We start from the raw sequence: 24,764 nt of genomic DNA, 5'->3' as shown, positions 1-24,764 counted from the left end.
AAAGCTTAAAATATAATTACAAAATAGAAATATTAAAAGGAATCACAATAATCCTTTTTAATATGAGGGGAGCTGGAATTATGAAAGTTAGAGTTATAGGAAGAAATATCGAGGTTACTGAAGGGCTTAGAGCTGCAGTAGAAAAGAAGTTATCAAAATTGGATAAATTCTTTGTAAATAATGAAAATGCTACAGCTACACTAAGTGTGGAGAAGAATATACACAAAATTGAAGTAATAATTCCGTTTAACAGTGCATTATTAAGAGCAGAAGTAAGAAATGGAGATATGTATAATGCAATAGATACTGTAATTGACAAGCTTGAAGGTCAAATAAGAAAACAAAAAACTAAGCTTGAAAGAAGAAATTATGACAATTCTTTAAGATTTAATAATATAGAACGATATGCTGACTATGATGAAGAAAAAGAGCCAAGGATAGTAAAGACTAAAAGATTTGCTATAAAACCTATGAGTCAAGAAGAAGCAGTGTTACAAATGGAACTTTTAGGACATGATTTCTACGTATTTATGAATGGCGATACAGAGGAAGTAAATGTTGTTTATAAAAGAAAAGATGGAAATTATGGTTTAATTGAACAAGATTTCTAAATTTAATTTTAAAGAAAAGTTAAAAATATACTTATTATATTAATAAAAACTCTATGGCATTAGCTATAGAGTTTTTTATAGTAACAGAAATTATTAATTCTATGTTAAAATTGAGCATTAATTTACTTATTTTGGATGAAAATTATAGGTATAAAGTTGAAGTGAGAAAGAATAACTGATATAATCTTAATTAGTATTTATGTGATGATTATAGCTAACAAACCTTAGATAGAAAGAGTGAGGATGATTTTAGATGAAAATATTTAATAAGATATTTGGTACCTACAGTGAAAGAGAAATAAAAAGAATTATGCCAATAGTTAAAAAGGTTAATTCACTTGAAGAGACTATAGAAAAATTAAGTGATGAAGAATTAAGACAAAAGACAGAAGAATTTAAAGTCAGATTAAAAAAAGGTGAGACTTTAGATGATATTCTTCCAGAAGCTTTTGCAGTAGTTAGAGAAGCATCTAAAAGAGTTCTTGGTCTTAGACATTATGATGTTCAGATTATAGGTGGAGTTGTATTACACCAAGGCAGAATTTCAGAGATGAGAACAGGAGAAGGTAAAACTTTAGTTGCCACTCTTCCTTCTTATTTAAATGCCTTAGCTGGTAAAGGTGTGCACATAATCACAGTTAATGACTATCTTGCTAAGAGAGATAGAGATGAAATGGGAAGAGTTCATGAATTTTTAGGTCTTACAGTAGGAGTTATAATTCATGGTCAAACGCAGATAGAAAAACAACAAATGTATAATTGTGATATTACTTATGGTACTAATAATGAATTTGGGTTCGACTACCTAAGAGATAACATGGTAGTTTATAAAGAAGAAAAGGTTCAAAGAGAATTAAACTATGTTATTGTGGATGAGGTTGACTCAATACTTATAGATGAAGCTAGAACTCCACTTATAATATCAGGTCAAGGAGATAAGTCTACTGATTTTTACAGAATTGCGGACTTTTTCGTTAAAGGATTATTAGAAGAAGATTATTTAATAGATGAAAAGAGAAATTCCGTTATACTTACTGATGAAGGTATAGCAAAGGCAGAAAAATACTTCCATTTAGAAAATTATGCAGATCCTGAAAATATGGATATTCAACACCATTTAGTTCAAGCGTTAAAGGCAAACCACATAATGAAGAATGAAAAGGACTATATAGTAAAAGATGGAGAAGTAGTTATTGTTGATGACTTTACGGGAAGACTTATGGAAGGTAGAAGATATAGTGATGGATTACATCAAGCTATAGAAGCAAAAGAGGGAGTTAAGGTTGAAAAAGAATCTAAAACCCTTGCAACTATTACATTCCAAAACTACTTTAGAATGTATACTAAGCTTGCAGGTATGACTGGTACTGCTGAAACTGAAGAAGCTGAATTTAGAGAGATTTATGGTCTTGATGTAATAGTAATACCAACCCATATGCCAATAGCAAGAGTAGACAATCCAGATGTTGTTTATAAGACTATTAAAGGAAAATATAAGTGTTTAGTAGATGAGATAGCAGAAACTCATAAAAAAGGTCAGCCAGTTTTAGTTGGTACAGTAAGTATAGATAAGTCTGAAGTAATTTCAGCTATGCTTAAGAAAAAAGGAATACCACACCAAGTATTAAATGCTAAGTACCATGAAAGAGAAGCAGAAATTGTAGCATTAGCTGGACAAAAGGGTGCTGTAACTATTGCTACTAACATGGCTGGTAGAGGTACTGATATCAAACTTGGAGAAGGAGTAGTAGAACTTGGAGGCTTAAAGATATTAGGTACAGAAAGACATGAATCAAGACGTATAGATAACCAATTAAGAGGACGTTCTGGTCGTCAAGGTGACCCAGGTGAATCTAGATTCTATATTTGTCTTGAAGATGATTTAATGAGAATATTTGGTTCTGAGAGACTTGGAGGTATGATTGATAAATTAGGGCTTCAAGAAGAAGATGCCATTGAGAGTAAAATGGTTAGTGGTGCTATAGAAAGTGCACAAAGAAAAGTTGAAGGAAATAACTTTGACGTTAGAAAGAATGTTGTTAAATATGACGACGTAATGAATAAACAAAGAGAAATTATTTATAAACAAAGACAAGAAGTTCTTATGGGAGCTAATATAAAAGATCAAATACAAACAATGATACAGGATGTTATAGAAAGTTCAGTTAATACTCATATTAGTGGTGTAGATGATACTTTTGAAGATGAATTAAATAAATTAGTAAAATACATGGAAGATATATATCTACCTAAAGATACTGTTACAGTAGATGAAATTGCTAAGTTATCTAATAATGAGATTGTAGAATTATTACTAGATAAAGCAATAGAATTATATGCTGAAAAAGAAGTAGAATTTGGCGAAGAGCAAATGAGAGAAATTGAAAGAGTTATCCTGCTTAAGATAGTTGATTCTAAGTGGATGGATCATATTGATAGTATGGATCACTTAAAACAAGGTATAGGACTTAGAGCATATAAGCAACAAGATCCAGCACAAGCGTATCAAATGGAAGGTAGCGAAATGTTTGCGGAAATGATAGAAAATATTAAGCATGAAACAGTTAAGTACCTATTCCATGTTAAAGTTGAGAAGGCTCCAGAAAGAGAGAGAGTAGCTGAAATAACTTCAACTAATGAGGATAATTCTTTAAAGAAAGAGCCAGTAAAAAAACAAACTAAACCAAATAGGAATGACCCATGTCCATGTGGATCAGGATATAAATATAAGAACTGTTGTGGAAGAGGAGAATAAAAGTGATATTACAATTAGAAGAATGCTTAAATGAAGTAAATGTCATCAGTGGAAAATTACAAGAATTGAAGGTGTCTCTTTGACATAGCAGCAGAAGAAAAGAAATTATCTGAACTTGAGTTTAAAATGCAAGAAGTGGATTTTTGGAGTGATATAAATAAGGCGCAAGAAATTACTCAGAATGCTAAATCGATAAAGGATAAATTAGATAATTTTAATAATTTGGAGATTAGAACAGAGGATGTTCAAATTTTGATAGAGATGAGTTTGGAGGAGGAGGATTCCTCCTCTTACAAGGATATAAAAAGTGAATTAAAGTCCATAGGAGAAGAGATAGAAAATCTTAATATAGAAACTCTTTTAAGTGGAGAATATGATAGAAACAATGCTATACTGGAGCTTCATACAGGTGCTGGAGGTAACGATGCTCAGGACTGGACTAATATGTTATACAGAATGTATACTAGATGGTGTGAAGCCCATGGTTTTAAGGTTACAGTTTTAAACTATGTAGCAGATGATGAAGCTGGAATTAAAGCAGTTACTATTAAGGTTACTGGAGACTTTGCCTATGGATATTTAAAATCAGAAAAGGGTGTTCATAGGTTGGTTAGGATATCACCCTATAACTCTAGTGGAAAAAGGCAAACATCCTTTGCCGGATGTGAAGTTTTACCAGAGCTTACTGAAAATCAAGATATAGAAATTAGGTCAGAGGATTTAAAAATAGATACCTATAGATCTAGTGGGTCAGGTGGACAGCATGTAAATACTACAGATTCTGCAGTAAGAATAACCCATATACCTACTAATATCATAGTGCAATGTCAAAATGAAAGAAGTCAGCACACTAATAAGGAGTATGCTTTAAAGATGCTGAAAGCTAAGCTTATAGACATTAAAATTCGTGAGCATAAGGATAAAATTGAGGATATAACAGGTGAGATAAAGGATAATGCATGGGGAAGTCAGATAAGATCCTATGTATTCCACCCTTATAATTTAGTTAAGGATCATAGAACTGGAGCTGAAACTTCTAATGTAGGTTCAGTAATGGATGGAAGTATAGATATGTTTATAAATGAATATCTAAAACAAATAAAAGAGTAGTTTTAATTAACTACTCTTTTTTGTGTTGTAATAGATAGCACTTAGAATTAGAGAAGCACCTAAGGATAGAAATAGAATTAATTCTAAATGATTATATAGTATATTACTAGAATAACTATCTTTAAATATTTGAGTTTTCATAACACTAAAGCATCTATCAATTGCTTCTTCACTAATATATTCTATTTTATCATTTGGGGTATGAATTCTAGATAAATCATAGTCACAAAGGGTTACAGCCTCAATCCCTGCATCTACAAAGGAACCATGGTCACTAGAATTCTCAAAGATGTAATTAAAATATATTTTTTTATCTTGGAATGCCTTAGTTAATTCTTTTACTATAGGAGTTTTAGCCGTATTAGTTTTACCAGCCATAATACAAAGAGGGGTACCGTCATAGCTTCCAATCATATCAAAGTTATAAACTCTACTTCCAGATATTAAGTCCCTATATTCTTCTACAAAGGCTTTAGAGCCTTTAAGTCCGAATTCTTCAGCATTAAAGGAAACAAAGATTATATCTCTATCAGGAATGCCTAAGGTTTTAATGTACTTAGCAAGCTCTAAGAGAAATGATACTCCAGAAGCATTATCTAAAGCTCCGTTATAAACAGTTCCACCTAGATCAGTACCTATATGATCGAAGTGGGCACCTAGGATTAAAGGTGGAAGAGAGGAGTCCTTACCTTTAATTACACCTACTATATTATTGATACTTGCTTCTTCTATAGAATAAGGTATATAGGTGTAGATTGAAAAACCTTCATTTAAATAACTTTCTATTTCGGCAAGAGTTTCCTTTGTAACTGTAATAAACAGTCCCTTGTTACTTTCTTCGTAAAAAGAACTTCTAAACCCAAGAGTATTATTAGAAGAAGTATAAAATATTGCAGTTCCCATGTCATTAGAAACTGCTATTGCATCATTGTTTCTAGAAGAGACATCTAAGTTATCAAACTCTATCTCTGTATTCCTAAAGTTAAGCAAATCTTCTTTGTAATTAACACCGTATTCTAAAATCTTATGTATTTTCTTATCTTTATCAATAACTGCAATCATAGGTTCATCTGACAAACTCTTAGGGTAATTTACTTGAAAGCTTTGGTAATAGCCATTACTTAGGGGTTCTAATCCTATGTGTTCAAACTCATCCTTTATATAGGCGCCAACTAAAGCATTTTCTAAGGTTCCACTTAATCGACCTTTAAACTCATCAGAAGATAGATAATGGATAGTTTCTTTTACTTCCTTAGCATCGAAGTTTTTAGTTAGCATTAGGCTGTTATAACTGATGGAAGAAAGGATTAGGGAAAAGGTTAAAAGAGAAGAAACTATAAATTTTTTCATGGCATCACCTTAAACATTACTATATTAGTATATGTATGAAAAAGTTATTTTGATTATGATAAATTTGCTAATAATGTGATAAAATTAAAGAATACTATGCTTAGAACAATCAGGAGGAGAAAAGATGTCAATTATAAACGAGAAGTTAATTAAAGAGTTTCCTATGAGCAAGTCTCAAGTGGAGGATGTAATAGAATTATTAGATGAGGGTAATACAGTGCCTTTTATAGCCAGATATAGAAAAGAAAAAACCGGTGGTCTTGATGATGTAATCTTAAGAAAATTTTCAGAAAGACTTACATATCTAAGAAATCTTCAAAATAGAAAGGAAGATGTTATTAGATTAATTGATGAGCAAGAAAAACTAACAGATGAAATTAAAATTTCTTTAGATAAAGCTGAAACTTTAACGGAAGTAGAAGATATTTATAGACCATTTAAGCCTAAAAAGAGAACAAGAGCTATAATAGCTACAGAGAAGGGATTAGTGCCATTAAGTGAGTATATCTTATCTGGAGGGGGAGAAAAATCTCCTGAGGAGTATGCTGCAGAGTTTATAGATGAAGATAAAGGCGTAACTTCTTTAGATGAAGCATTACAAGGAGCTATGGATATTATCAGTGAAAAGATTAGTGATAATGCTAAGTTTAGAAAATGGATAAGAGATTATGTGGTAAACAATGGAGTTATAGAAACTAAAGGAAGCAGTGAAGAGAGAACTCAATATGAAATGTATTATGAGTATAGTGAAAAGGTAAAATTCATACCTTCTCATAGAATTCTTGCTATAAATAGAGGAGAAAATGAAAAAGTTCTTTCAGTCAAGATTACCTGTGATGTAGAAAAAATAAAAAGCTATATAAGCAAATTTATGGTCACTGATAATATGAAGTGCAATGAGTGTATTAATACCAGTATTGATGACTCTATAAAGAGATTAATATATCCATCTATTGAAAGAGAAGTACGTAATATGCTTACAGAAAAAGGAGAAGATGGGGCTATAAAAATATTTAAAGAAAACCTTAAGGCGCTTCTTATGTCTCCACCTATAAAGGGAAAAACTGTAATGGGCTTTGATCCAGGTTTTAGAACTGGATGTAAAGTAGCAATTCTTGATGATACAGGTAAGTTTTTAGAGTATGTCACAGTTCATGCTACAGCTGCAAGTGAAGCTAAGGTTAAAGAGGCTAAAGAAATATTAAAGAAGATGATGATAAAACACAATGTAGATGTAGTTTCTCTTGGAAATGGTACTGCATGTAGAGAGTCAGAAGAGATATTAGGGGAAGTTATAGCACAGATAAAGAAAGAAACAGGTAAAGATATATATTATGTAATAGTATCTGAAGCTGGGGCCTCAGTTTATTCTGCATCAGAGCTTGCAACAAAAGAATATCCAGATTTAGATGTTACGGTAAGAGGAGCTATATCCATAGGAAGAAGGCTTCAAGATCCTCTTGCTGAGTTAGTAAAGATAGATCCTAAATCTATAGGAGTAGGTCAATATCAGCATGATGTTACTGTAAAAAGATTAGATGAATCTCTAAAAAATATAGTTGAAGATTGTGTTAACAATGTAGGAGTAGATTTAAATACAGCAACACCAGCACTTTTATCTTATATTTCTGGAATAAATTCTGGTATAGCTCAGAATATAGTTGCCTATAGAGATGAAACAGGCAAGTTTAAATCAAGAAAAGAGCTTTTAAAGGTAAAGAGGTTAGGAGCTAAGGCCTATGAGCAATGTGCAGGATTCTTGAGAGTTGATAGTAGCAAGGAACCTTTAGACGGTACATCTGTCCATCCGGAAAGCTATGAGGCTTGTAAAAAACTTATGACTATCCTAGGATATGATGGTAAAGATTTAAGTAGTAAAAATATAGAGGGTATAGATGAAAAAGTTAAAGAGGTAGGAGTATCTAATTTAGCTAAAGAAGTAGGTATAGGGGAACCAACTCTTTTAGATATTATAAAAGAACTTAAAAAACCAGGAAGAGATCCTAGAGAAGAAATGCCAAAACCAATATTTAAAACTGGGGTTATGGAATTATCTCAGCTTAAAAAAGGAATGAAATTATTAGGAACCGTTAGAAATGTATCGGATTTTGGTGCCTTTGTAGATATTGGAGTACACCAAGATGGTCTTGTTCATAAAAGTCAATTAAGTGATAGATTTGTTAAGCATCCACTAGATGTGGTTAAGCTAGGAGATGTAGTAGAGGTTACTGTAATAGATATTGATGAGAAGAGAAATAGGATATCTTTGTCAATGAAAAAAGATGTAGAGTTAAAATAAACTCTGTTTATGTGGAATAACACTTAAAAAGTAAGATATAAGTTTAAAAATATCGTTAAAAAAATATCTATTTTATCTATGAATTTTAAAAAATATATTGAAGTGTAATGATTTTCATGGTAAGATGAAAGTGTAATAAAAGTTAATAATGCACTTCAGGGCGGGGCGTAATTCCCCACCGGCGGTAAAGCCCGCGAGCCGAAAGGCTGATTCGGTGAAACTCCGAAGCCGACAGTATAGTCTGGATGAAAGAAGTAGGTATATAGTATTTTAGTGATGCTTGTTTTAGCCCTGATTTTTAATCAGGGCTTTTTTAGATTTGTTATAAGTATTATTTTTAACAATTAAGTTATAATGAACAGTATTAATGAGATAGTCATTAGAAAAATAACAAATCTGAGGGCATTGAGGTACTATAAACAGAATTCTTAGCTTCTTTGAAGCTTTAGAAATCGTTATCCAGGGACGTAGACACTCTTAACACCCACTTCGAAGAAGATGGGAGTATTAGAGTGGATAGTCATGGGATAAATTCACCCTATGAAGTTTGCAGTAAATTTAGGGGGTATTAATAATGAACACATCTAAAAATGTAAACAGGTTAGTAAAAATCTCTTTATTAGTAGCAATAGCATTTATATTAATGTTATTTGAATTTCCAATACCAGGATTTCCACCATTTTTAAAACTTGATCTTAGTGATTTACCAGCACTTATAGGTGGATTTGCATTGGGACCAGTGGCAGGAGTAATTATAGAAGGTGGAAAAGTAATATTAAATCTAGTTTTTCATGGCACTTACACCGGTGGAGTTGGAGAATTTGCTAACTTTTTGATTGGTGGGTCTTTTGTGTTTGTAGCATCATATGTTTATCATAAAAATAAAACTAAAAAGAGTGCAATTATAGGATTAATTTTAGGAACTATAATAATGACTATAGTAGGAGCAGTATTTAATTACTTTATACTAATTCCATTATATGCTACAATAATGGGTGGCATGGCTAATGTTATAGGAGCATCAGCAGCAGGAAACTCTAATATTTCTAGCTTAACAGGAATAATTGTTCTAGGAATAACTCCTTTTAATATTATAAAAGGGGCCATAGTATCTCTTATAACCTTCGTATCTTATAAGAGAATATCACCACTACTAAATAGAGAGAATGTTTTAGCTGAACAAGCTATGAAAAAAGGTGCCTAATAAAAATGTACTAAATCATATCTTTAACAATTTAAAAAATAAGTTGAAGTTAAAATTAAAATATATAAAGATAATTTACAAAAAGACGATAAAAGAAAAATTCTTTTATCGTCTTTAAAATTTTAATATATACCACCTATATGTTGTGGTTCCACATAATGTATCCATCTTCTTTTGGATGTTGATAATAGTTTTTCCTTATACCTTCTACAGAAAAATGGTGTTTTTTATAAAGATTTATTGCAGCTATATTAGAGGCTCTAACCTCTAGAGTCATAGAAACAATATTTATATCCTTAGCAATTGTAATGAGGTTTTCTACTACCACATCTCCAAAATTATTTCTTCTATAATCGGGATGAACTGCTATATTGGTTATATGACCTTCATCAAAGACAACCCACATTCCACCGAAGGCTACAACTTTATTACCTAACTTTACAACTATATAGACAGCGTTTTTATTAATTAGTTCTTTTTCCATAGATAGGAGAGACCAAGGGCTTGAGAAGCTTAGGTCAGAAATTTCTTTAACTCCTAATATATTAAGGGAACTCAATCTTTCAATAGTTACATCAGTCATGATTTTTTACCTTTTCTTCATATTCACGCTCGGCTTGGCAAAGTCTAAGATATACAGGTGAACTACTAAGTACATTATCACCTTCATTGTTTATTAATCTAAGATAGCCTAAGTAGCCTATAGAAGATGCCTTTGTCACATTGATATGACTAGGTGCTATGGAAGCATTAGGTAGAGAAGTTGATATGGCATCCTTAAATTTTGATGTACCATCACCTATAAAAGTAATAGGCTCATTAAATCCTGAGCATTTATTTATTACATCTTCCATTGATAATAATTCAGGCTCACCTAAGACTACTAAATTATTATTTTCAAATTTATAGAAATTAGTATATACATTACCCCTCAACGCATCAATTATAGGACAAATAATACCTTGGATATTAAAGAGATTATTTGCAAGTCCATCTAAAGAATTTATAGACACAAAGGGTTTATTAGTTGCTTGCACAAGACCTTTTATAGTGGACATACCGATTCTAAGACCAGTAAAAGAACCAGGGCCACTAGAAACTACAAAGCCTTCTATATCTGATATGGATAAACCACAATTTTTTAAAAGGTTATCTATCATAGGCATCATAATTATAGAGTGCTGTTTTTTATAATTTATAATAGTTTCCCCTAATATCTTATCGCTATCAATAATAGCCGCAGTTGCACATTCGGTTGCAGAATCTAAGGATAAAATCTTCATAGCTTCAACTCCTTTATATAATTATATCTATCATTAGTATAGGAAAGAGTAATCTTTCTATAGGTTTCACCTAAGTCTGGAAGTTTAGCTATGTTTATAGTTAAACTTTCTTCTGGTATTAAATCTTCGATATAGTTAGCCCATTCAATGACGCTAACTCCATTTCCAAATATATATTCATCAAAGCCGATGGCAGCAATCTCATCGGGATCATTTACTCTATACACATCAAAATGATACAATTTTAATCTACCTTCATATTCATTAACAATTGTAAAGGTAGGACTAGTTATACATTCATCTATGCTAAGACCTTTTGCAATTCCTTTGGTAAGATGAGTCTTACCAGTACCAAGATCACCTATAAGGCATAAAATATCATTTTCTTTACACATTTTTCCTAGCTGTATACCTAGGGAATCTAATTCATCAACATTACTAACTATAAATTCCATATGATTCACCTCATTAATATTTTAGCCTAAAAGAAAAAAAATGAAAAGCAAATAGTAAAATTACTTTTCATTAAATAACTGTATAATAATTAAATTAAGTTTTCTTTTCTACCCGAGATATTAAAGTGTTTTTAAAATGTCTTACTGCATTACCACAAATTAAGTTTCTATTTACCATATCATCTAATATATTAAATGCTTCATACATATACATGCCTTTTCTATAGGGCCTATCAGCAGTTAAAGATTGATATATATCACATACTCCAATAATGCGGCATTCTTCACTAAGGTCTTCAGCCTTAAGTCTTCGTGGATAGCCTTTACCATTTAATTTTTCATGATGACTAGAAGCCCATAAACTAATATCAGATATGTGGTCTATTTTATCTAGAATTAATTTAGTATAGTAGGTATGAGATTTGATAATAGAATATTCTTCTTCTGTTAAAGGACCATCCTTGTCCAATATGCTGATGGGAATAGCTAGTTTTCCGATATCGTGAAGTAATCCTGCAATTTTCATTTTAAGACATTTTTCCTCAGTATAGCCTAAATGCTTAGAAACATTATAAGCTAAAGTAGCAATTTCTTTAGAATGTTCTGCAGTAAAAGAACTTTTATTATCAATAATGCTTGCAAATACATCAGCAATTGCTTCAAATTCCGATAGAGAGATAAAAATATCTTTCTCCGGTATTATATTATCAAGGATGAAATTCATATTAGGTAAATTTATAAGGTTTAGCCAAAACTCTTCTTTGTCAGCTATCATGAGAAAAGCTTTTACAACCTGTGGTGAAAATAAAGTTTCATTGTGTAGCTTTACCCAATCAATAAGAATATCCTTTTGGATATGGTAAGGTTTAGAATAATCTACCTGGATTTCAATTAAATCAGCTATTCTCAGAATTTGAGCTTCTATAGGAATTAGTGAACTTTTTAATTTTAAGCACCCACTACCATCATAATTTTCATGATGATAACGTATTATATCATATACTTGTATTAAGGATGGAATACGTTGAATCATTTCAGAGCCAGCAATGCAATGCTTTTTTATATACCATTTTGAGGTGTGAGACTCATCAAATATATTTTGAGTTCCAATATCATGAATCATACAAGCAATATATAAATTATAGTAAGAATTTTCATCTAGCTTCATAGTTTGAGCAATTTCTAAGGCTATATATGAGGTGCATCTAGAATGATTAGAAAATTGCTTATTTGAAATATCTTTAGCATGTGTTGGGTTTATAACATCCTCAAATTTACCCCAATCATTGTCTGTAAGATCCAAGGATAATGATAGAGCAGAAACTATATTCTTTATACTAATATTCATTTTGTCCTCCAAAGCATACCATTTATCTATATAAAAAATTTTAGCATATTTGGCAGTGGAATGGTACTAAATATTGTAAAAGTAAATTTATATTTAAGTAAACAAATCTATATATTTTACGTATTATATTTTGGATACGTAAAATAGTGATAATTGATGCAATAATCAAAATATATTTAATATATTAATAATGAAATATATTAAAATACTAACATAGTATACTAAAATAAGGTATAATATAGAATAACAAATAAGTAGAGGAGGATAAATTATGTTTGTAAATAATTTGATGTTATCTAGAGAAAAGTTAATAACTGTAACACCAAAGGTAACCATAGGAGAAGCTCTTAAGGTAATGGAAGAAAATAAGTTTTTATCCATACCAGTAGTAGAAGGAGATAAATTCTGTGGAGTAATTTCAAAAGAGCAAATATACACATACTACTATGAAAAATCTATAGAGAGACAGTGTTTACTATCAGATTTTCTAGTTGAAAATGTAATGAGAACTGATGTACCATCAATAACTCCTTTTAATGAAATTGAAGAGGCTGCACATTTCCTAGAAACTAAAAGTGTTTCCTTTGTACCAGTAATAAATAAAAATGGAGAAATGCAAGGAATAGTAACACATCACGGTATTTTTCATCAATTTACAGAATTGTTTGGATTAAATAAAGGTAAACGATTAGCTGTAATTGCTTATGATATACCTGGACAAATATCTAAACTATCAAAAATAATTACTGAAAACAAAGGGCAAATTATAAGCTTTGTAGTTGTTGATCCTAAGAGCATAACAGAAGTTAAAGAGATAGTAATAAGATTAAGCACAGACAATATGGACGAAATTCTTGAGAAGGTGAAAGAAGCTGGATTCAAGATACAGTAGCATATCGTTGAGTATGTAGGTGAACTACATACTCAACAGTACATAACTATATATTAAGAAAAGATTAATATATTTTAAATACATAATTAATATAGTAGTAATTTGAATACTTTTATAATATACTGATTTACAAACATATTTCTTAAATTTATCCGATGACTACCAGCTCTAATACTCTCATCTTCTTTAAAGTGGGAGTAAGGAGCTCTGTTTATCATCTTTTAACCTGAGTTATACTTAAGTAGATTCGTGACACTTTTATTTTCAATATTCTATGATTATGGGGAATAAAAGCGATTAGAAATTAGATTTAATAAAGAATAAGATACTAAAATAAAAATTAATGGGATAAAATAAATAATGTGATGAAAGAAATATTGTATTCAAGGAGCTGATTAAAATTAGTGATGTAATAGATTTTAATGAACTGAAAAATAAGGCCACAGATAAAGATGTAGATAAATTTGAGGATTACATATATTCTATGTATTATTCAATGGCTCAAGGAAAGCTATCTATGTCGGAAATGAGCAGAGAAATATTTAAGTATATGAAGGAAAATAATATATCTCAAGAGAAATTTATGAATATCCAGAATAAGGTCATGGAGAGGTATGGAATTTCGACTGAAGATGTAGAAAGCCAAATGAAGTCTATGGGTGTAGAAAATCCTCTAAGTGGATTAGGTATTGAGTATGAAGATGCAAGAAAAATGGTTGGGTTTCAAGAAAAGTATAAAGGAAAGCTTAAAGTAAAAAGTGTAACTTCATATAGCATTAAGAATGATAAGAATGATTTAGAGTTAATGCTTCAAGATGAGAATGTTATATTAAAAAGTTTTGGGAAAATAGATTTAACTGATAATGAGTTAAATGAATTTTTATGTTCCTATAAAAAGGTAATGAATAATAAGATGCTAAATATTTCAATATGTGAGAATACTTCCACTTATTTATACTAGTATTGACTTAAGAATATGTTGAATAATTTATATAAAACCTCTTGCATTTATGTTTATTATATAATATAATAAACGAGTAACGAAGGGGTATAGCTCAATTGGTAGAGTAGCGGTCTCCAAAACCGTTGGTTCCGGGTTCAAGTCCTCGTGCCCCTGCCATAGAAACCTAGTGATTTTAGTAATCGCTAGGTTTTTTTATTGTTTTCTTTTATCTTATTTTTACATAGATAAAGAGAGTAAAAATGTACCGTATAATTCCATAAAAATAATTAAATAAATTTATTGAGGAAGTAATAAACCTGTGATATAATCTGTAAGTTAAGAAAATAAAATAAGTTATTAATCACATTTTAAGTTTATATATATAAGTTAAAGTTATCTATGTGAGGCGTGATTTAAGCTATGTTTTTAGAGAGGACATAGCTTTATATGGTGAAGGGAGAAATTTTATGGAAAAACGTGTGCCAGAATTTAAAGGTTTACTAAGAAGTCATATGATTGAGTTACCTAAGGTTATTAGGGACGCTACTGGAATTGTTATATTTGGGAAAAGAATTAAATCTTTAGTGTTTTCAACTGATGTAGCAGTTATAAGAAATACTAATGCAGATGCTGTTATTGCAGTATATCCATTTACGCCTCAACCCAGAATAACTGAAGCACTATTACTAGCATCAGATATCCCAGTATTTTGTGGGGTAGGTGGATCTATTACTACAGGTAAAAGGGTAATAAATCTAGCATTGGATGCTGAATTTAAGGGAGCTATGGGGGTTGTAGTTAATTCATCTATAGGCAATGATGTTATTGCAGGGATGAGAGAAACTATAGATTTACCAATATTAGTTACCGTTGTTTCAGAAAAAGATGATATAGATGGAAGAATAGCAGCAGGAGCAACTATACTTAATGTATCAGGAGCTAAAGAAACTGCGAATATTGTTAGACATATAAGAAGTAAGTATCCAGATGTACCTATTATAGCAACAGGAGGTCCTACAGATGAGAGCATACGTGAAACTATAATTGCTGGGGCTAATGCTATAACATATACACCACAAAGTACTAGTGATATATTAAATGAAATAATGATTAAACATAGAAAAAGATATGAAGACTAATTTCATTCAGAAATGTAATATTTGCAACGAATATTATATTTGAGGTGATTTATTTATGGACAAGGCAACTTGGATGTTAGGAATAATAGTTCCATTAATATCTGCAGCATTTGGTGGAGGTATATCTCTATTAATTATGAGAAAACTAATTATGGAAGAGAGAAAAAAATCTAAGAAAGAACGTGCTATAGATATTAATAACGATAAAATAAAAAGTTATAAGGAGCTATTTGAACTAAATAAAAAAATTAAAGTCTTTGGAGATAAAATTAAAAATAACACAATACCTAATTGGATAAACGTAGAAAGCTATTATAGAGACGAATTTATAATAGAATTTGAAGAGATTATAAATAATTATAAATTTGTAAATGGTTATATTAATGACAAAAAGATAAATGAATATGCACAAAATGTACTTAAGTTATGCCAAACAATAGTAGTAGAATTAAAAGATAGAGAAAACTACGGTACTACTTCTGAAAAAGTAGAAACTTGTGTAGATACATTGATAGAAGTTTTAAATACAATAGAAAAGAACATTTTATCCGTAGTGTTAGAACTATCTATAGAAAAGTATAAGTAATATAAATATTTATAGTGAATATATTTTATTCTAAGACAGTGTTACTACGAATGGATTATCAAATTTGTATTTGATAATAAAAGTATATGAAATGTTTATGATTTTAAATGGATTATGTTAGATTTAATTAATTGGACTAAAGCATAATAGGTGTGGTAAAATAGAATAGTTAAATTTACTACATAAGACCATGTGAAGTAAATAGAGAGAGGATTGTAAATATGAATATTCTTATTTTATCTGCATCTACTGGTGGAGGACATTTAAAAGCATCAAAGGCTTTAGAATCATATATTTTAGAAAATGAGTTAGGTGCTAAAGTAAAAGTAGTGGATACCTTAGAGTATGTTAATCCATTTATAAATAAAATCGTAACTAAGGGATATATAGTACTGGCAAAGTATTTAAATTCCTTATATAAAAATATATATAGTTTAACGGACAAGTCTGGGGTTTTAACATGTTTAGTAACAAAGTTAATTTATTTATTTTCGAAAAAATTAATACCCTTAATAGAAGGATTTGCTCCAGATGTAATCATAACTACTCATCCTTTTCCTACAGAAATGATTTCTATATTAAAGGGAAATAGAAGTATAAAGGTGCCATCAATATGTATAATGACTGATTATGCACCACATAAAACGTGGATAAAACCTAATGTAGATGAATATTGTGTAGCATGTGAAGACATGGTAGAAGGTATGATAGATAGAGGAGTTCCTCCAGAAAAAGTTCATCCTTATGGAATCCCTGTATATGATGGTTTTTTTCATCAAGATGAAGATGATAAAAAAATACTGTTAGATGAGCTGGGATTAAGCGAAAGTAAAATGACCGTGTTAGTGATGGCTGGAAGCTTCGGAGTATATAATATAGAAAAAATCTATAAGAATATAAATAATATTCCTATGGATTTTCAAATTGTAATTCTAACGGGTAATAATAAAAGACTATATAATAAAATTAAGGAACAGATTAAGTTTAGTAAAAAACAGACAAAGCTTATTAAGTTTACGAATGAAGTTCATAGATATATGAACTTAGCAGACGTCTTAATTACTAAACCAGGAGGGCTTACAGTATCAGAAGCGTTAGCAGCAAATCTTCCTTTAATTACCTTTGATGCAATACCTGGACAAGAAGAAGCAAATGCAAAGTTTCTATTAGATCATGGCATGTCCATATCTATAGGCAGAGGTGATAATTGTACTGAAGCTATAGAGGCTTTGATTAAGGACAAAAACAAATTAAGAGAAATTAAAGAAAACTGTATGACTTTTGATAAATCAAATTCAACAAATGAGTTACTAGAACTTATAAGAAGATTAATGAAAGAAAATGAAGCTGAATGTAATTCAGAAATTGCATAAAACTTAAATAATTAAGACCAAGGTTTTTAAGACCTTGGTCTTTTAATCTTATAATGGGAATATTTAGAATTTGACTTTATAATACGAGTCTTTAGGTTTATTTATGAGATTTTTTAATGGCATTAATAAATTTATCCAAAAACTCAAATGAACCATTTTTAATGTGTAAAAATCCCATTATAGATAATATAACACCACTTAAAGAACCACTTATCATATCTGTCATAGTATCCGTAAGACTATTAAGTTGAGAATCAAACCCCAATAGTTGATCTCCTGCAAATTCCCAGAACTCCCACAGTGCAGCTCCAGAAATAGTAAAGAGTAATATATATATCCCTATGAATAATGGGGGAAGGGTTTTGAGATTATTTTCACCTATAAGAGGTTTTAAAATTATTAAAGATAAAAACCCTAAAAGAGCCCCTGAAGCAAAATGAAGAAATATGTCCCACCAAGGTAGTATTGAGTACATATTGTACATCCGGCCTAAGAGTAGAGCTAAAAATATAAAGAATTGCAATAAGAAGTCAGGTAAACTAGATAATTTAACTTTAAATATACATAAAATTATATCTGGTATAAAGGATGTGATAAGAATTAATAGAATGTTGCTAATGTAATTTGAATTATTATCAGTTTTTACAAATGAGTAATAAACAAATAGTATTAATAAAATTGATCTAAATATCCATTTGAAAAATAAAGCAAAAGAAGACTTTGTATTTTTCATTGATTTCCCTCCGAGCTATTTATGGCGTTTTCTATAAGAATAAGTTTTTCTGCTCTAGAAAGTTTTTTTATTTCACATTCTCTTTTTAAAGCTGAAGATTTGTCAGGTAAATTTTCATAGTGAACAATTTCTACAGGTAATCTGCATCTGGTGTACTTAGCTCCTTTACCACTATTATGGCATTTAAGCCTTTTGTTTAAATCAGTTGTCCATCCTGTATATAAAGTATTGTCATTACATCTTAATATATAAACAAAAAACATATCTTTACCTCATATAAAATATATTAAAAATTAGAATAATTATTACTGTTGTATAATACTATTTAAATAGTATATCATTATTTTAGCATGAATATATTATACTATTTTATAAATACTAGTATATTCATATTGAATTAAATTAAATCATAGGGTATAATTAAATTGGATTAAAGAGAAATGGTAAATAATATGTTGATTTAAATTGAATAAAGTATAGTTTTAGGTACATTATGTTTAATAGGGAAAGTGGTTAAAGTCCACTACAGCCCCCGCTACTGTGTACGAAGACGAAATCTCATAGAAAAACCACTGGAGTGTATTTCTGGGAAGGTGAGATGGAGGATGATACGTGAGTCAGGAGACCTGCCTAAAGCATAGATATGACACTTCGGAGGGAAGGGAGTTAATAGTTTAGTTTGTATATTTATTACAAATTATAATTCTGTTATGAGTTAAATTGAATTTTAACCTCTACCTTTTGGGTAGAGGTTTTATTTTGCACTAATTTATTAAATTTGGAGGAACTAAAATGAAAAAGGCTATATTAGTAGTAAGCTTTGGAACTACTTATAAGGATACATTAAAATTAACTATAGAAAAAATTGAGGATGAAATAAGAGAAAGATTTAAAGAGTATCATGTTATGAGAGCTTTTACAGCCCATATGATAATTAAAAAAATAAAAAATAGAGATGGAATAATTGTACCTACCCCGGAGGAAGCGTTAGAGCAACTATACAAAGAAGGCTATGAAGAAGTTATAGTTCAGCCACTCCATATAATACCAGGGGAAGAGTTCCAATATGTTAGATTAGTAGTTGATAAGTTTAGAGGGAGTAATAAATTTAAATCAATAAAAGTAGGTAGACCAGCCCTTCACTTTCAAGGAGGGGAAGAAACACCTAATGATTATGAGGTGTTTATAGATGCTATAAAAGAAATTATACCAAAAGATAAGACTATGGTATTTATGGGACATGGAAGTAATCATCCAGCTAACTCAGCCTTTGTAGCACTTCAAAGCGTATTTACTTACTTAAATTATAATAATGTATACGTTGGAACAGTAGAAGGATATCCTACCGTAGATATGATAGTAGAAATTCTTAAAAGAGAAGGTATTGATCACGTTAAGTTAGCACCACTTATGCTAGTAGCTGGAGACCATGCAACTAATGATATGGCTTCTGATGAAGAAGATTCATGGAAGACTATTTTAGAAGAAGCTGGAATTAAAGTAGACATATATCTTCATGGTTTGGGTGAGATTGAGAAGTTTAGACATATATATGTGAATCATGTACAAGATGTAATAGATAATAAATATCTTCATTTGGGAGATACGAAGAAAACACCATAAAGGAGTAAATTATGAAAAGTATAATAGTTTCTTCAAATAGTAGTGGCGGTGGAAAGACCACTGTTACATTAGCACTTATGAAAACTCTTATAGATAGAGGATATAAGGTTCAAGGATATAAAGTTGGACCTGACTATATAGATCCAGCCTTTCATAGAGAAATAACAGGAGTAGCTACAAGAAACTTAGATTTATTTCTAATGGGAGAATCAGGGGTTAAGGAGAGTTATCTAAGAGGTCAGGGTGATCTAGGAATCATTGAAGGAGTTATGGGACTTTATGATGGAAAAGGTATAGATACTAATTTTTCTACAGCTCATGTATCTAGAACTTTAGATTTGCCTGTGGTATTAGTATTATCTCCTAAAGCTCAATCAGCAACTTTATGTGCTGAAATAGAAGGACTTCGAAATTATGAAAATGTGAACATAGTAGGGATAATACTTAATAATATTAGTGAAAGTTACTATAAACTTTTGAAAAAAGCTATTGAAGTAAATTGCAGCGGGATTAGAGTTTTCGGATACATACCTAAGGATGAGAGGTTAGCTTTAAAAAGTAGGCATTTAGGCCTTGTGCAGAGTAGCGAGGTTGAAGATTTATCAAAGAAGATAGAGTTATGCAGTAGCCTTATGGAAGAGTATGTAGATGTAGATAGCCTTATAGAAGAATTTAAAGCTTCAGATATTCAATCTACTAACAGTGAAGATTTCCACGCTGAAAACAAAGATATAAAGATTGCAGTAGCCTATGATAAAGCCTTTAGTTTTTATTATAAAGAGAATATAGAGCTTTTGGAAGAGGTTGGAACAGTTCAGTATTTTAGCCCCCTAAAAGATAGAGAAGTGCCAAAGGATGTAGATTTTATATATATAGGTGGAGGATACCCAGAAGTATTCAAGGAAGAGTTATCTTCTAATAAATCTATGTTAAATAGCATTAGAAAAGCCCTAAACAGTGGAGTAAAATGCTATGCAGAATGTGGTGGACTTATGTATCTTACAGAGAGCATAGATGGAGTTGAAACAGTAGGTTTCTTTAATGGAACATCTTATATGACTGGAAAACTTAATAATTTTGGATATGCAACTATAAAGATAAAAGAAGAAAATTCTATAGTGCCAAAGGATATGATGATTAATTGTCATGAATTCCATAAATCACTGGTAGATTTAAAAGAAGAAGAAATATATGAATTAGAAAAGAAAGCCTACGATGGAACCACAAAGAAGTGGAAGTGTGGGTATGTAAAAAATAATGTTTTAGCAGCTTATGGACATATACATTTCTTTTCTAATATTGATTTTTTTAATAGCTTAATTAAGTAGATGTAATTTTAAAATAGAGATTTATTAAGGAAAGTTATTTCCTTAAGTAGGAGGAGAAATGGATTATATAAAAATACCAATGGACATAGAAAAGAGAAGTTTTGAAATTATAGGAGAAGAAATGGGACCTCATAATTTCGATGATAGAGAGCTTTCTATAATTAAGAGAGTTATTCATACTACAGCAGATTTTGAATATAAGGATTTAGTTTATATGACAGATGATGCTATAGATACAGCCCTAGAAATTCTAAAAAAGGGAACAACTATATATACAGATACTAATATGGCACTTTCAGGAATAAATAAAAGAGCCTTAGAAAAGTTAAATTGCAGGGTTGTATGTTATGTATCAGAACCAGAAGTTGCAGAGATTGCAAAGGAAAGAGGCATAACTCGTTCTATGGCTGCAGTAGAAAAGGCGGTAGGAGATGGAGTAGAGTTCTTCGTATTTGGAAATGCTCCAACGGCTTTATTCAAACTTAAAGAGTTTATTGAATCGGGAAAGTCTAATTGCAAATTTATTATAGGAGCTCCAATAGGATTCGTAGGAGCCGCTGAATCAAAAGAAGAAATAGAAAAATTAAAAGATATAGATATGATGACAGTTAGAGGAAGAAAGGGCGGAAGTGCAGTAGCAGCAGCTATAGTCAATGCTCTTATGTATATGTTAGTAGAGAGATAATAAAGAAGGTATTAGAATGCTAGATTTATATGTTAACAGTAATGGTAAAAAGTTAAGATGTGGTTATACTACAGGTTCCTGTGCAGCAGCTGCTGCTAAGGCAGCTACTTATATGCTTTTTACTGGTAAAAAAATTAAAGATATAGAGATTAATACACCAAAGGGAATAATTTTAAACTTAGTAATAGATGAAGTTGTTTTTGGTGATGACTATGTGGAATGTTCCATTATAAAAGATGGTGGAGATGACATAGATGCTACCCATGGATTACCTATATGGGCAAGAGCTGAAAAGGGTGAAGAAAGATATATTTTAAAAGGTGGAAAAGGTGTAGGAGTAGTTAATGGTGAAGGCCTCTATATTGAAAAGGGTGAAGCTGCTATTAATCCAGTACCTAGACTTATGATAGAGCAAGAGGTAAGTAGTGTGCTTCCAGAGGATGAAGGAGTTACTATTACTATATTTGTACCAAGGGGAGAAGAAGTAGCAAAGAAAACCTTTAATCCTAGACTTAATATAATAGGAGGAATATCCATATTAGGAACTACAGGAATTGTTTATCCTATGTCAGAAGAATCAATTAAAGAATCAATAAAAATTGAGATAACTCAAAAGGCTTTAAAAAATAAGGTTCTTATATTAGCCTTTGGAAACATGGGGGAAAAGGTTGCAGAGTCTATGGGATATTCTATAGATCAAGTGGCTATAATATCAAACTTTGTTGGATTTGCTATAGAATGTTGTGTTAGCTGTGGAGTTAAAGAGATAATTATAATAGGTCATATAGGTAAGATATGTAAGATATCTGCTGGTAGCTTTAACACTCACAGTAGAGTATGTGATGTAAGACTAGAAGTAATAGCATTAGAATTAGCATTAGCAGGAGCTCCACATGACTTAGTTAGAAGTATATATAATGAAAAGACTACAGAGGGTGCTATAAAAGCTTTAAAGGGTGAATATAGTGAGATATATAAAACTATTGTAGATAAAGTGAAGAAAAGAATGGAGCTTTACAGCTATGGTGAACTTAAATGTGATGTGGTTATGTATTGGGGTGCAACTAATCCTAAGATATTAGCTACAACATTATAGAGGTGGAAAGATGATTTATGTAGTAGGACTTGGTCCAGGAAGTAAGGAGTATATACTTCCTAAGGCTGTTGAAACTTTAGAAAATAGTGATATGTTAGTAGGATTTTCTAGAGCTTTGGAAAGTGTAAATTTTATAAATACTGAAAGAGTGGCAGTTAAGTCTTTATCAGATATTTTGAAGATAGTAGAAGAGAATAAGAGCAAGAAAATATCTATAATTGCATCAGGAGACCCATGTTTTTATGGAGTTACTGATTATATAAAGAGAAATATAAAAGAGGAGCCTATAGAGATAATACCAGGACTTAGCTCTTTTCAATATCTAATGAGCAAGATAGGGAAGAGTTGGAATGGAAAATTTTTAGGCAGTGTCCATGGAAGAGAAGAAGATTTTTTAACTGTTGTTAAAGAAAATAGCATGTGTATATTCTTAACAGATAGTAAAAATTCACCTAAGGTTTTAGCAAATAAACTGTTTATAGAAAATATAAGTTGTAATATATGGGTAGGAGAAAATTTATCCTATGAAGATGAGAAAATAACAGTAGGTACACCAGAGGAGATAATGGAGAAGGAATTTTCTTCATTAAGTGTCTTTGTAGTGGAGGAAGTTTAAATGAAATATATAAAAGATGAAGAGTTTATAAGAGGAAACTGTCCTATGACAAAGGAAGAAGTTAGAATTCTAAGTGTAGCAAAACTTAATTTAGAGGAAAATTCTAAACTTCTAGATGTAGGAGCTGGAACTGGTTCCATATCAATTCAAGGAAGTAAGATTTGCACTTCTGGTAGTGTAGTTGCAATGGAGAGAGATGAAGAAGCCTTAGAGGTAATCTATAAAAATAAAGATAAATTTAATTGTGATAATTTAGAGATTATAGAAGGTGAAGCTTTAGAAGCTTTAGACTCTATTAAGGAAAAGTTTAATAGTATTTTTATTGGAGGTAGTGGTGGAAATCTTGAAAAAATAATTGAGAAATGCCATAACCTTCTTGAAGATGATGGAGTAATGGTTTTAAATTTTATAACCATTGATAATGTATATAAAGCAATGAGTACTTTAAAAGGATTAAACATGAAAATTAGCTGTACTCAAGTTGGTGTCAGTAAAACAAGAGGCCAAAGTTATATGTTATTTGGATATAATCCAATTTTTATTGTAGAGGCTTATAAGAATTAGAAATATTGTCATATAGTAGGTTTGTAGTATAAGGAAATACAGCAATAGAAAATAGTTAAGAATTGAAAATATTGTTTTATAGTAGAAATAGAGGAGTGAAATAGATGGCAAAGTTATATGGAGTTGGAGTAGGACCAGGAGATAAAGAGCTATTAACCTTAAAGGCGGTTAAAACTATAGAAATGTGTGAAGTAATTGTTTCACCAAGTGCTATGAAAGGTGGAAAAAGTATAGCTTTAGGCATTGCAGAGGACTTTATATCAGAGGATAAAGAAGTTATGATAAAGCAATTTCCAATGGGTGGAGAAGACCAAGAAGAAAAAATCTATGAAGCCTTTAAAGCTATAGAAGAGAAGCTTAAGGAAGGAAAGAATGTAGCCTTCTTAACTTTAGGAGATCCTTTTGTTTATAGTACATATATATATTTACTGAAATATATAGAAGAGCATGGCTTTGAAGTTGAAACAATTCCAGGAATAACTTCCTTCTGTGCTAGTGCTAGTCTTGCGCAAAAACCATTAGTTATAGGTGATGAACCATTACTTATTACCCCAGCTAGCAGAGTTTCAGATATAAAGGATGAAAAGTATGTAGTTATAATGAAGGTCTATAAAAGAGAAGAAGAAGTATTAGACGTTCTTGATGAAAAAGGCTTTAACTATGTATATATAAAAAAAGCTGGAAGAGAAGGGCAAGAGATTTTACATAAGAGAGAAGATATTTTAGATAATAAAGAATACATGTCACTTATAATAGCAAATAGAGATTAGG

24 protein-coding genes, 1 tRNA gene and 2 riboswitches are annotated in these 24,764 nt (G+C 30.7%); of the genes, 18 read left to right on the top strand and 7 right to left on the bottom strand.

The window, feature by feature from the left end; genetic code table 11:
• Positions 1–80: 80 nt before the first annotated feature.
• From hpf to prfB, 3 genes are all read left to right on the top strand, one after another.
• A complete protein-coding gene (gene hpf, locus ACTNBA_RS03765) occupies positions 81–611 on the top strand; it encodes a ribosome hibernation-promoting factor, HPF/YfiA family (RefSeq protein ID WP_150844074.1) in 531 nt (176 codons plus the stop codon).
• Between the two features lie 253 nt (positions 612–864).
• A complete protein-coding gene (secA, locus tag ACTNBA_RS03760) occupies positions 865–3,366 on the top strand; it encodes a preprotein translocase subunit SecA (RefSeq protein ID WP_441072690.1) in 2,502 nt (833 codons plus the stop codon).
• A 2-nt stretch (positions 3,367–3,368) separates the two neighbouring features.
• A protein-coding gene (prfB, locus tag ACTNBA_RS03755) for a peptide chain release factor 2 (protein WP_441072688.1) occupies positions 3,369–4,476 on the top strand; the annotation gives its coding sequence in 2 pieces (ribosomal slippage) (positions 3,369–3,446 and positions 3,448–4,476; 1,107 coding nt in all).
• Positions 4,477–4,482: 6 nt separating this feature from the next.
• Here prfB and ACTNBA_RS03750 read toward each other — a convergent pair.
• On the bottom strand, positions 4,483–5,826 hold the full coding sequence (locus ACTNBA_RS03750; protein WP_441072686.1) for a M28 family metallopeptidase: 1,344 nt from the start codon (positions 5,824–5,826) through the stop codon (positions 4,483–4,485).
• A 124-nt stretch (positions 5,827–5,950) separates the two neighbouring features.
• Between ACTNBA_RS03750 and ACTNBA_RS03745 the strand changes: the two genes are divergently transcribed.
• Complete coding sequence (locus ACTNBA_RS03745; RefSeq protein WP_441072684.1) at positions 5,951–8,125, top strand: Tex family protein; 2,175 nt, start codon at positions 5,951–5,953, stop codon at positions 8,123–8,125.
• 147 nt (positions 8,126–8,272) lie between these two features.
• A riboswitch (FMN riboswitch) is annotated at positions 8,273–8,386 on the top strand.
• 313 nt (positions 8,387–8,699) lie between these two features.
• Positions 8,700–9,329 (top strand): ECF transporter S component, encoded by a 630-nt coding sequence (locus ACTNBA_RS03740; RefSeq protein WP_035129749.1) that lies wholly within the window; start codon positions 8,700–8,702, stop codon positions 9,327–9,329.
• Between the two features lie 136 nt (positions 9,330–9,465).
• Here ACTNBA_RS03740 and rimI read toward each other — a convergent pair whose 3' ends face one another.
• The 4 genes from rimI to ACTNBA_RS03720 form a co-directional block, all read right to left on the bottom strand.
• Positions 9,466–9,912 carry a ribosomal protein S18-alanine N-acetyltransferase gene (gene rimI / locus ACTNBA_RS03735; RefSeq protein ID WP_441072682.1) on the bottom strand — a complete coding sequence of 149 codons (447 nt, stop codon included), beginning with the start codon at positions 9,910–9,912 and terminating at the stop codon, positions 9,466–9,468.
• Positions 9,905–10,612 carry a tRNA (adenosine(37)-N6)-threonylcarbamoyltransferase complex dimerization subunit type 1 TsaB gene (tsaB, locus tag ACTNBA_RS03730; RefSeq protein ID WP_441072680.1) on the bottom strand — a complete coding sequence of 236 codons (708 nt, stop codon included), beginning with the start codon at positions 10,610–10,612 and terminating at the stop codon, positions 9,905–9,907. The genes rimI and tsaB overlap by 8 nt, the downstream gene beginning before the upstream one ends.
• Positions 10,609–11,067 carry a tRNA (adenosine(37)-N6)-threonylcarbamoyltransferase complex ATPase subunit type 1 TsaE gene (gene tsaE / locus ACTNBA_RS03725; RefSeq protein ID WP_441072678.1) on the bottom strand — a complete coding sequence of 153 codons (459 nt, stop codon included), beginning with the start codon at positions 11,065–11,067 and terminating at the stop codon, positions 10,609–10,611. Before tsaE ends, tsaB begins: the two co-directional genes overlap by 4 nt.
• Before the next feature lie 94 nt (positions 11,068–11,161).
• Positions 11,162–12,415, bottom strand: coding sequence for an HD-GYP domain-containing protein (locus tag ACTNBA_RS03720; RefSeq protein ID WP_441072676.1), 1,254 nt, complete (start codon positions 12,413–12,415; stop codon positions 11,162–11,164).
• Between the two features lie 271 nt (positions 12,416–12,686).
• On the opposite strand from ACTNBA_RS03720, the gene ACTNBA_RS03715 reads away from it, so the two are divergent.
• The 6 genes from ACTNBA_RS03715 to ACTNBA_RS03690 all read left to right on the top strand — a co-directional run bounded on the left by ACTNBA_RS03715 (position 12,687) and on the right by ACTNBA_RS03690 (position 17,348).
• Complete coding sequence (locus ACTNBA_RS03715; protein ID WP_035129736.1) at positions 12,687–13,307, top strand: CBS domain-containing protein; 621 nt, start codon at positions 12,687–12,689, stop codon at positions 13,305–13,307.
• A gap of 400 nt (positions 13,308–13,707) precedes the next feature.
• Positions 13,708–14,268, top strand: a complete 561-nt coding sequence (locus ACTNBA_RS03710; RefSeq protein ID WP_441072709.1) for a DUF3867 domain-containing protein — start codon at positions 13,708–13,710, stop codon at positions 14,266–14,268.
• Positions 14,269–14,351: 83 nt separating this feature from the next.
• Positions 14,352–14,427, top strand: a tRNA-Trp gene (locus tag ACTNBA_RS03705).
• A gap of 290 nt (positions 14,428–14,717) precedes the next feature.
• Positions 14,718–15,389: a hydrolase gene (locus tag ACTNBA_RS03700; protein ID WP_035129704.1), complete on the top strand. Its 672-nt coding sequence runs from the start codon at positions 14,718–14,720 to the stop codon at positions 15,387–15,389.
• A gap of 55 nt (positions 15,390–15,444) precedes the next feature.
• A complete protein-coding gene (locus ACTNBA_RS03695; RefSeq protein WP_150844086.1) occupies positions 15,445–15,975 on the top strand; it encodes a hypothetical protein in 531 nt (176 codons plus the stop codon).
• A gap of 221 nt (positions 15,976–16,196) precedes the next feature.
• Positions 16,197–17,348 carry an MGDG synthase family glycosyltransferase gene (locus ACTNBA_RS03690; protein WP_346878049.1) on the top strand — a complete coding sequence of 384 codons (1,152 nt, stop codon included), beginning with the start codon at positions 16,197–16,199 and terminating at the stop codon, positions 17,346–17,348.
• A 97-nt stretch (positions 17,349–17,445) separates the two neighbouring features.
• Here ACTNBA_RS03690 and ACTNBA_RS03685 read toward each other — a convergent pair whose 3' ends face one another.
• On the bottom strand, positions 17,446–18,081 hold the full coding sequence (locus ACTNBA_RS03685) for a DUF2238 domain-containing protein (protein ID WP_441072673.1): 636 nt from the start codon (positions 18,079–18,081) through the stop codon (positions 17,446–17,448).
• The gene (locus ACTNBA_RS03680; RefSeq protein WP_346920615.1) at positions 18,078–18,344 is read right to left on the bottom strand and encodes a GIY-YIG nuclease family protein; all 267 of its coding nucleotides are present in this window, start codon (positions 18,342–18,344) and stop codon (positions 18,078–18,080) included. Before ACTNBA_RS03680 ends, ACTNBA_RS03685 begins: the two co-directional genes overlap by 4 nt.
• A gap of 204 nt (positions 18,345–18,548) precedes the next feature.
• Positions 18,549–18,729: riboswitch (cobalamin riboswitch) on the top strand.
• A 144-nt stretch (positions 18,730–18,873) separates the two neighbouring features.
• Between ACTNBA_RS03680 and ACTNBA_RS03675 the strand changes: the two genes are divergently transcribed.
• The 7 genes from ACTNBA_RS03675 to ACTNBA_RS03645 all read left to right on the top strand — a co-directional run bounded on the left by ACTNBA_RS03675 (position 18,874) and on the right by ACTNBA_RS03645 (position 24,763).
• Entirely contained in the window at positions 18,874–19,704 is an 831-nt protein-coding gene (locus ACTNBA_RS03675; protein WP_035129695.1) for a sirohydrochlorin cobaltochelatase, read from the top strand.
• Positions 19,705–19,715: 11 nt separating this feature from the next.
• Positions 19,716–21,032: a cobyrinic acid a,c-diamide synthase CobB gene (locus ACTNBA_RS03670; protein WP_441072671.1), complete on the top strand. Its 1,317-nt coding sequence runs from the start codon at positions 19,716–19,718 to the stop codon at positions 21,030–21,032.
• A gap of 58 nt (positions 21,033–21,090) precedes the next feature.
• The gene (locus tag ACTNBA_RS03665) at positions 21,091–21,717 is read left to right on the top strand and encodes a precorrin-8X methylmutase (protein WP_035129691.1); all 627 of its coding nucleotides are present in this window, start codon (positions 21,091–21,093) and stop codon (positions 21,715–21,717) included.
• Between the two features lie 16 nt (positions 21,718–21,733).
• The gene (gene cbiD / locus ACTNBA_RS03660) at positions 21,734–22,813 is read left to right on the top strand and encodes a cobalt-precorrin-5B (C(1))-methyltransferase CbiD (RefSeq protein ID WP_441072669.1); all 1,080 of its coding nucleotides are present in this window, start codon (positions 21,734–21,736) and stop codon (positions 22,811–22,813) included.
• A gap of 10 nt (positions 22,814–22,823) precedes the next feature.
• Complete coding sequence (cbiE, locus tag ACTNBA_RS03655; protein WP_035129687.1) at positions 22,824–23,429, top strand: precorrin-6y C5,15-methyltransferase (decarboxylating) subunit CbiE; 606 nt, start codon at positions 22,824–22,826, stop codon at positions 23,427–23,429.
• Entirely contained in the window at positions 23,430–23,993 is a 564-nt protein-coding gene (gene cbiT / locus ACTNBA_RS03650) for a precorrin-6Y C5,15-methyltransferase (decarboxylating) subunit CbiT (RefSeq protein ID WP_441072667.1), read from the top strand.
• Between the two features lie 104 nt (positions 23,994–24,097).
• A complete protein-coding gene (locus ACTNBA_RS03645; RefSeq protein WP_150844095.1) occupies positions 24,098–24,763 on the top strand; it encodes a cobalt-factor II C(20)-methyltransferase in 666 nt (221 codons plus the stop codon).
• The last annotated feature ends 1 nt before the right edge of the window (position 24,764 follow it).

The organism is Clostridium sulfidigenes, assembly GCF_052067195.1.
Lineage (GTDB): Bacteria > Bacillota > Clostridia > Clostridiales > Clostridiaceae > Clostridium_J > Clostridium_J sulfidigenes.
This window is presented reverse-complemented; position numbering and strand designations above follow the sequence as displayed.

Excerpts from the sequence above, each read along its gene's own strand:
- hpf (WP_150844074.1), top strand. The coding sequence starts at position 81 with ATGAAAGTTAGAGTTATAGGAAGAAATATCGAGGTTACTGAAGGGCTT.
- secA (WP_441072690.1), top strand. The coding sequence starts at position 865 with ATGAAAATATTTAATAAGATATTTGGTACCTACAGTGAAAGAGAAATA.
- ACTNBA_RS03750 (WP_441072686.1), bottom strand. The coding sequence starts at position 5,826 with ATGAAAAAATTTATAGTTTCTTCTCTTTTAACCTTTTCCCTAATCCTT.
- ACTNBA_RS03745 (WP_441072684.1), top strand. The coding sequence starts at position 5,951 with ATGTCAATTATAAACGAGAAGTTAATTAAAGAGTTTCCTATGAGCAAG.
- ACTNBA_RS03740 (WP_035129749.1), top strand. The coding sequence starts at position 8,700 with ATGAACACATCTAAAAATGTAAACAGGTTAGTAAAAATCTCTTTATTA.
- rimI (WP_441072682.1), bottom strand. The coding sequence starts at position 9,912 with ATGACTGATGTAACTATTGAAAGATTGAGTTCCCTTAATATATTAGGA.
- tsaB (WP_441072680.1), bottom strand. The coding sequence starts at position 10,612 with ATGAAGATTTTATCCTTAGATTCTGCAACCGAATGTGCAACTGCGGCT.
- tsaE (WP_441072678.1), bottom strand. The coding sequence starts at position 11,067 with ATGGAATTTATAGTTAGTAATGTTGATGAATTAGATTCCCTAGGTATA.
- ACTNBA_RS03720 (WP_441072676.1), bottom strand. The coding sequence starts at position 12,415 with ATGAATATTAGTATAAAGAATATAGTTTCTGCTCTATCATTATCCTTG.
- ACTNBA_RS03715 (WP_035129736.1), top strand. The coding sequence starts at position 12,687 with ATGTTTGTAAATAATTTGATGTTATCTAGAGAAAAGTTAATAACTGTA.
- ACTNBA_RS03700 (WP_035129704.1), top strand. The coding sequence starts at position 14,718 with ATGGAAAAACGTGTGCCAGAATTTAAAGGTTTACTAAGAAGTCATATG.
- ACTNBA_RS03695 (WP_150844086.1), top strand. The coding sequence starts at position 15,445 with ATGGACAAGGCAACTTGGATGTTAGGAATAATAGTTCCATTAATATCT.
- ACTNBA_RS03690 (WP_346878049.1), top strand. The coding sequence starts at position 16,197 with ATGAATATTCTTATTTTATCTGCATCTACTGGTGGAGGACATTTAAAA.
- ACTNBA_RS03685 (WP_441072673.1), bottom strand. The coding sequence starts at position 18,081 with ATGAAAAATACAAAGTCTTCTTTTGCTTTATTTTTCAAATGGATATTT.
- ACTNBA_RS03680 (WP_346920615.1), bottom strand. The coding sequence starts at position 18,344 with ATGTTTTTTGTTTATATATTAAGATGTAATGACAATACTTTATATACA.
- ACTNBA_RS03675 (WP_035129695.1), top strand. The coding sequence starts at position 18,874 with ATGAAAAAGGCTATATTAGTAGTAAGCTTTGGAACTACTTATAAGGAT.
- ACTNBA_RS03670 (WP_441072671.1), top strand. The coding sequence starts at position 19,716 with ATGAAAAGTATAATAGTTTCTTCAAATAGTAGTGGCGGTGGAAAGACC.
- ACTNBA_RS03665 (WP_035129691.1), top strand. The coding sequence starts at position 21,091 with ATGGATTATATAAAAATACCAATGGACATAGAAAAGAGAAGTTTTGAA.
- cbiD (WP_441072669.1), top strand. The coding sequence starts at position 21,734 with ATGCTAGATTTATATGTTAACAGTAATGGTAAAAAGTTAAGATGTGGT.
- cbiE (WP_035129687.1), top strand. The coding sequence starts at position 22,824 with ATGATTTATGTAGTAGGACTTGGTCCAGGAAGTAAGGAGTATATACTT.
- cbiT (WP_441072667.1), top strand. The coding sequence starts at position 23,430 with ATGAAATATATAAAAGATGAAGAGTTTATAAGAGGAAACTGTCCTATG.
- ACTNBA_RS03645 (WP_150844095.1), top strand. The coding sequence starts at position 24,098 with ATGGCAAAGTTATATGGAGTTGGAGTAGGACCAGGAGATAAAGAGCTA.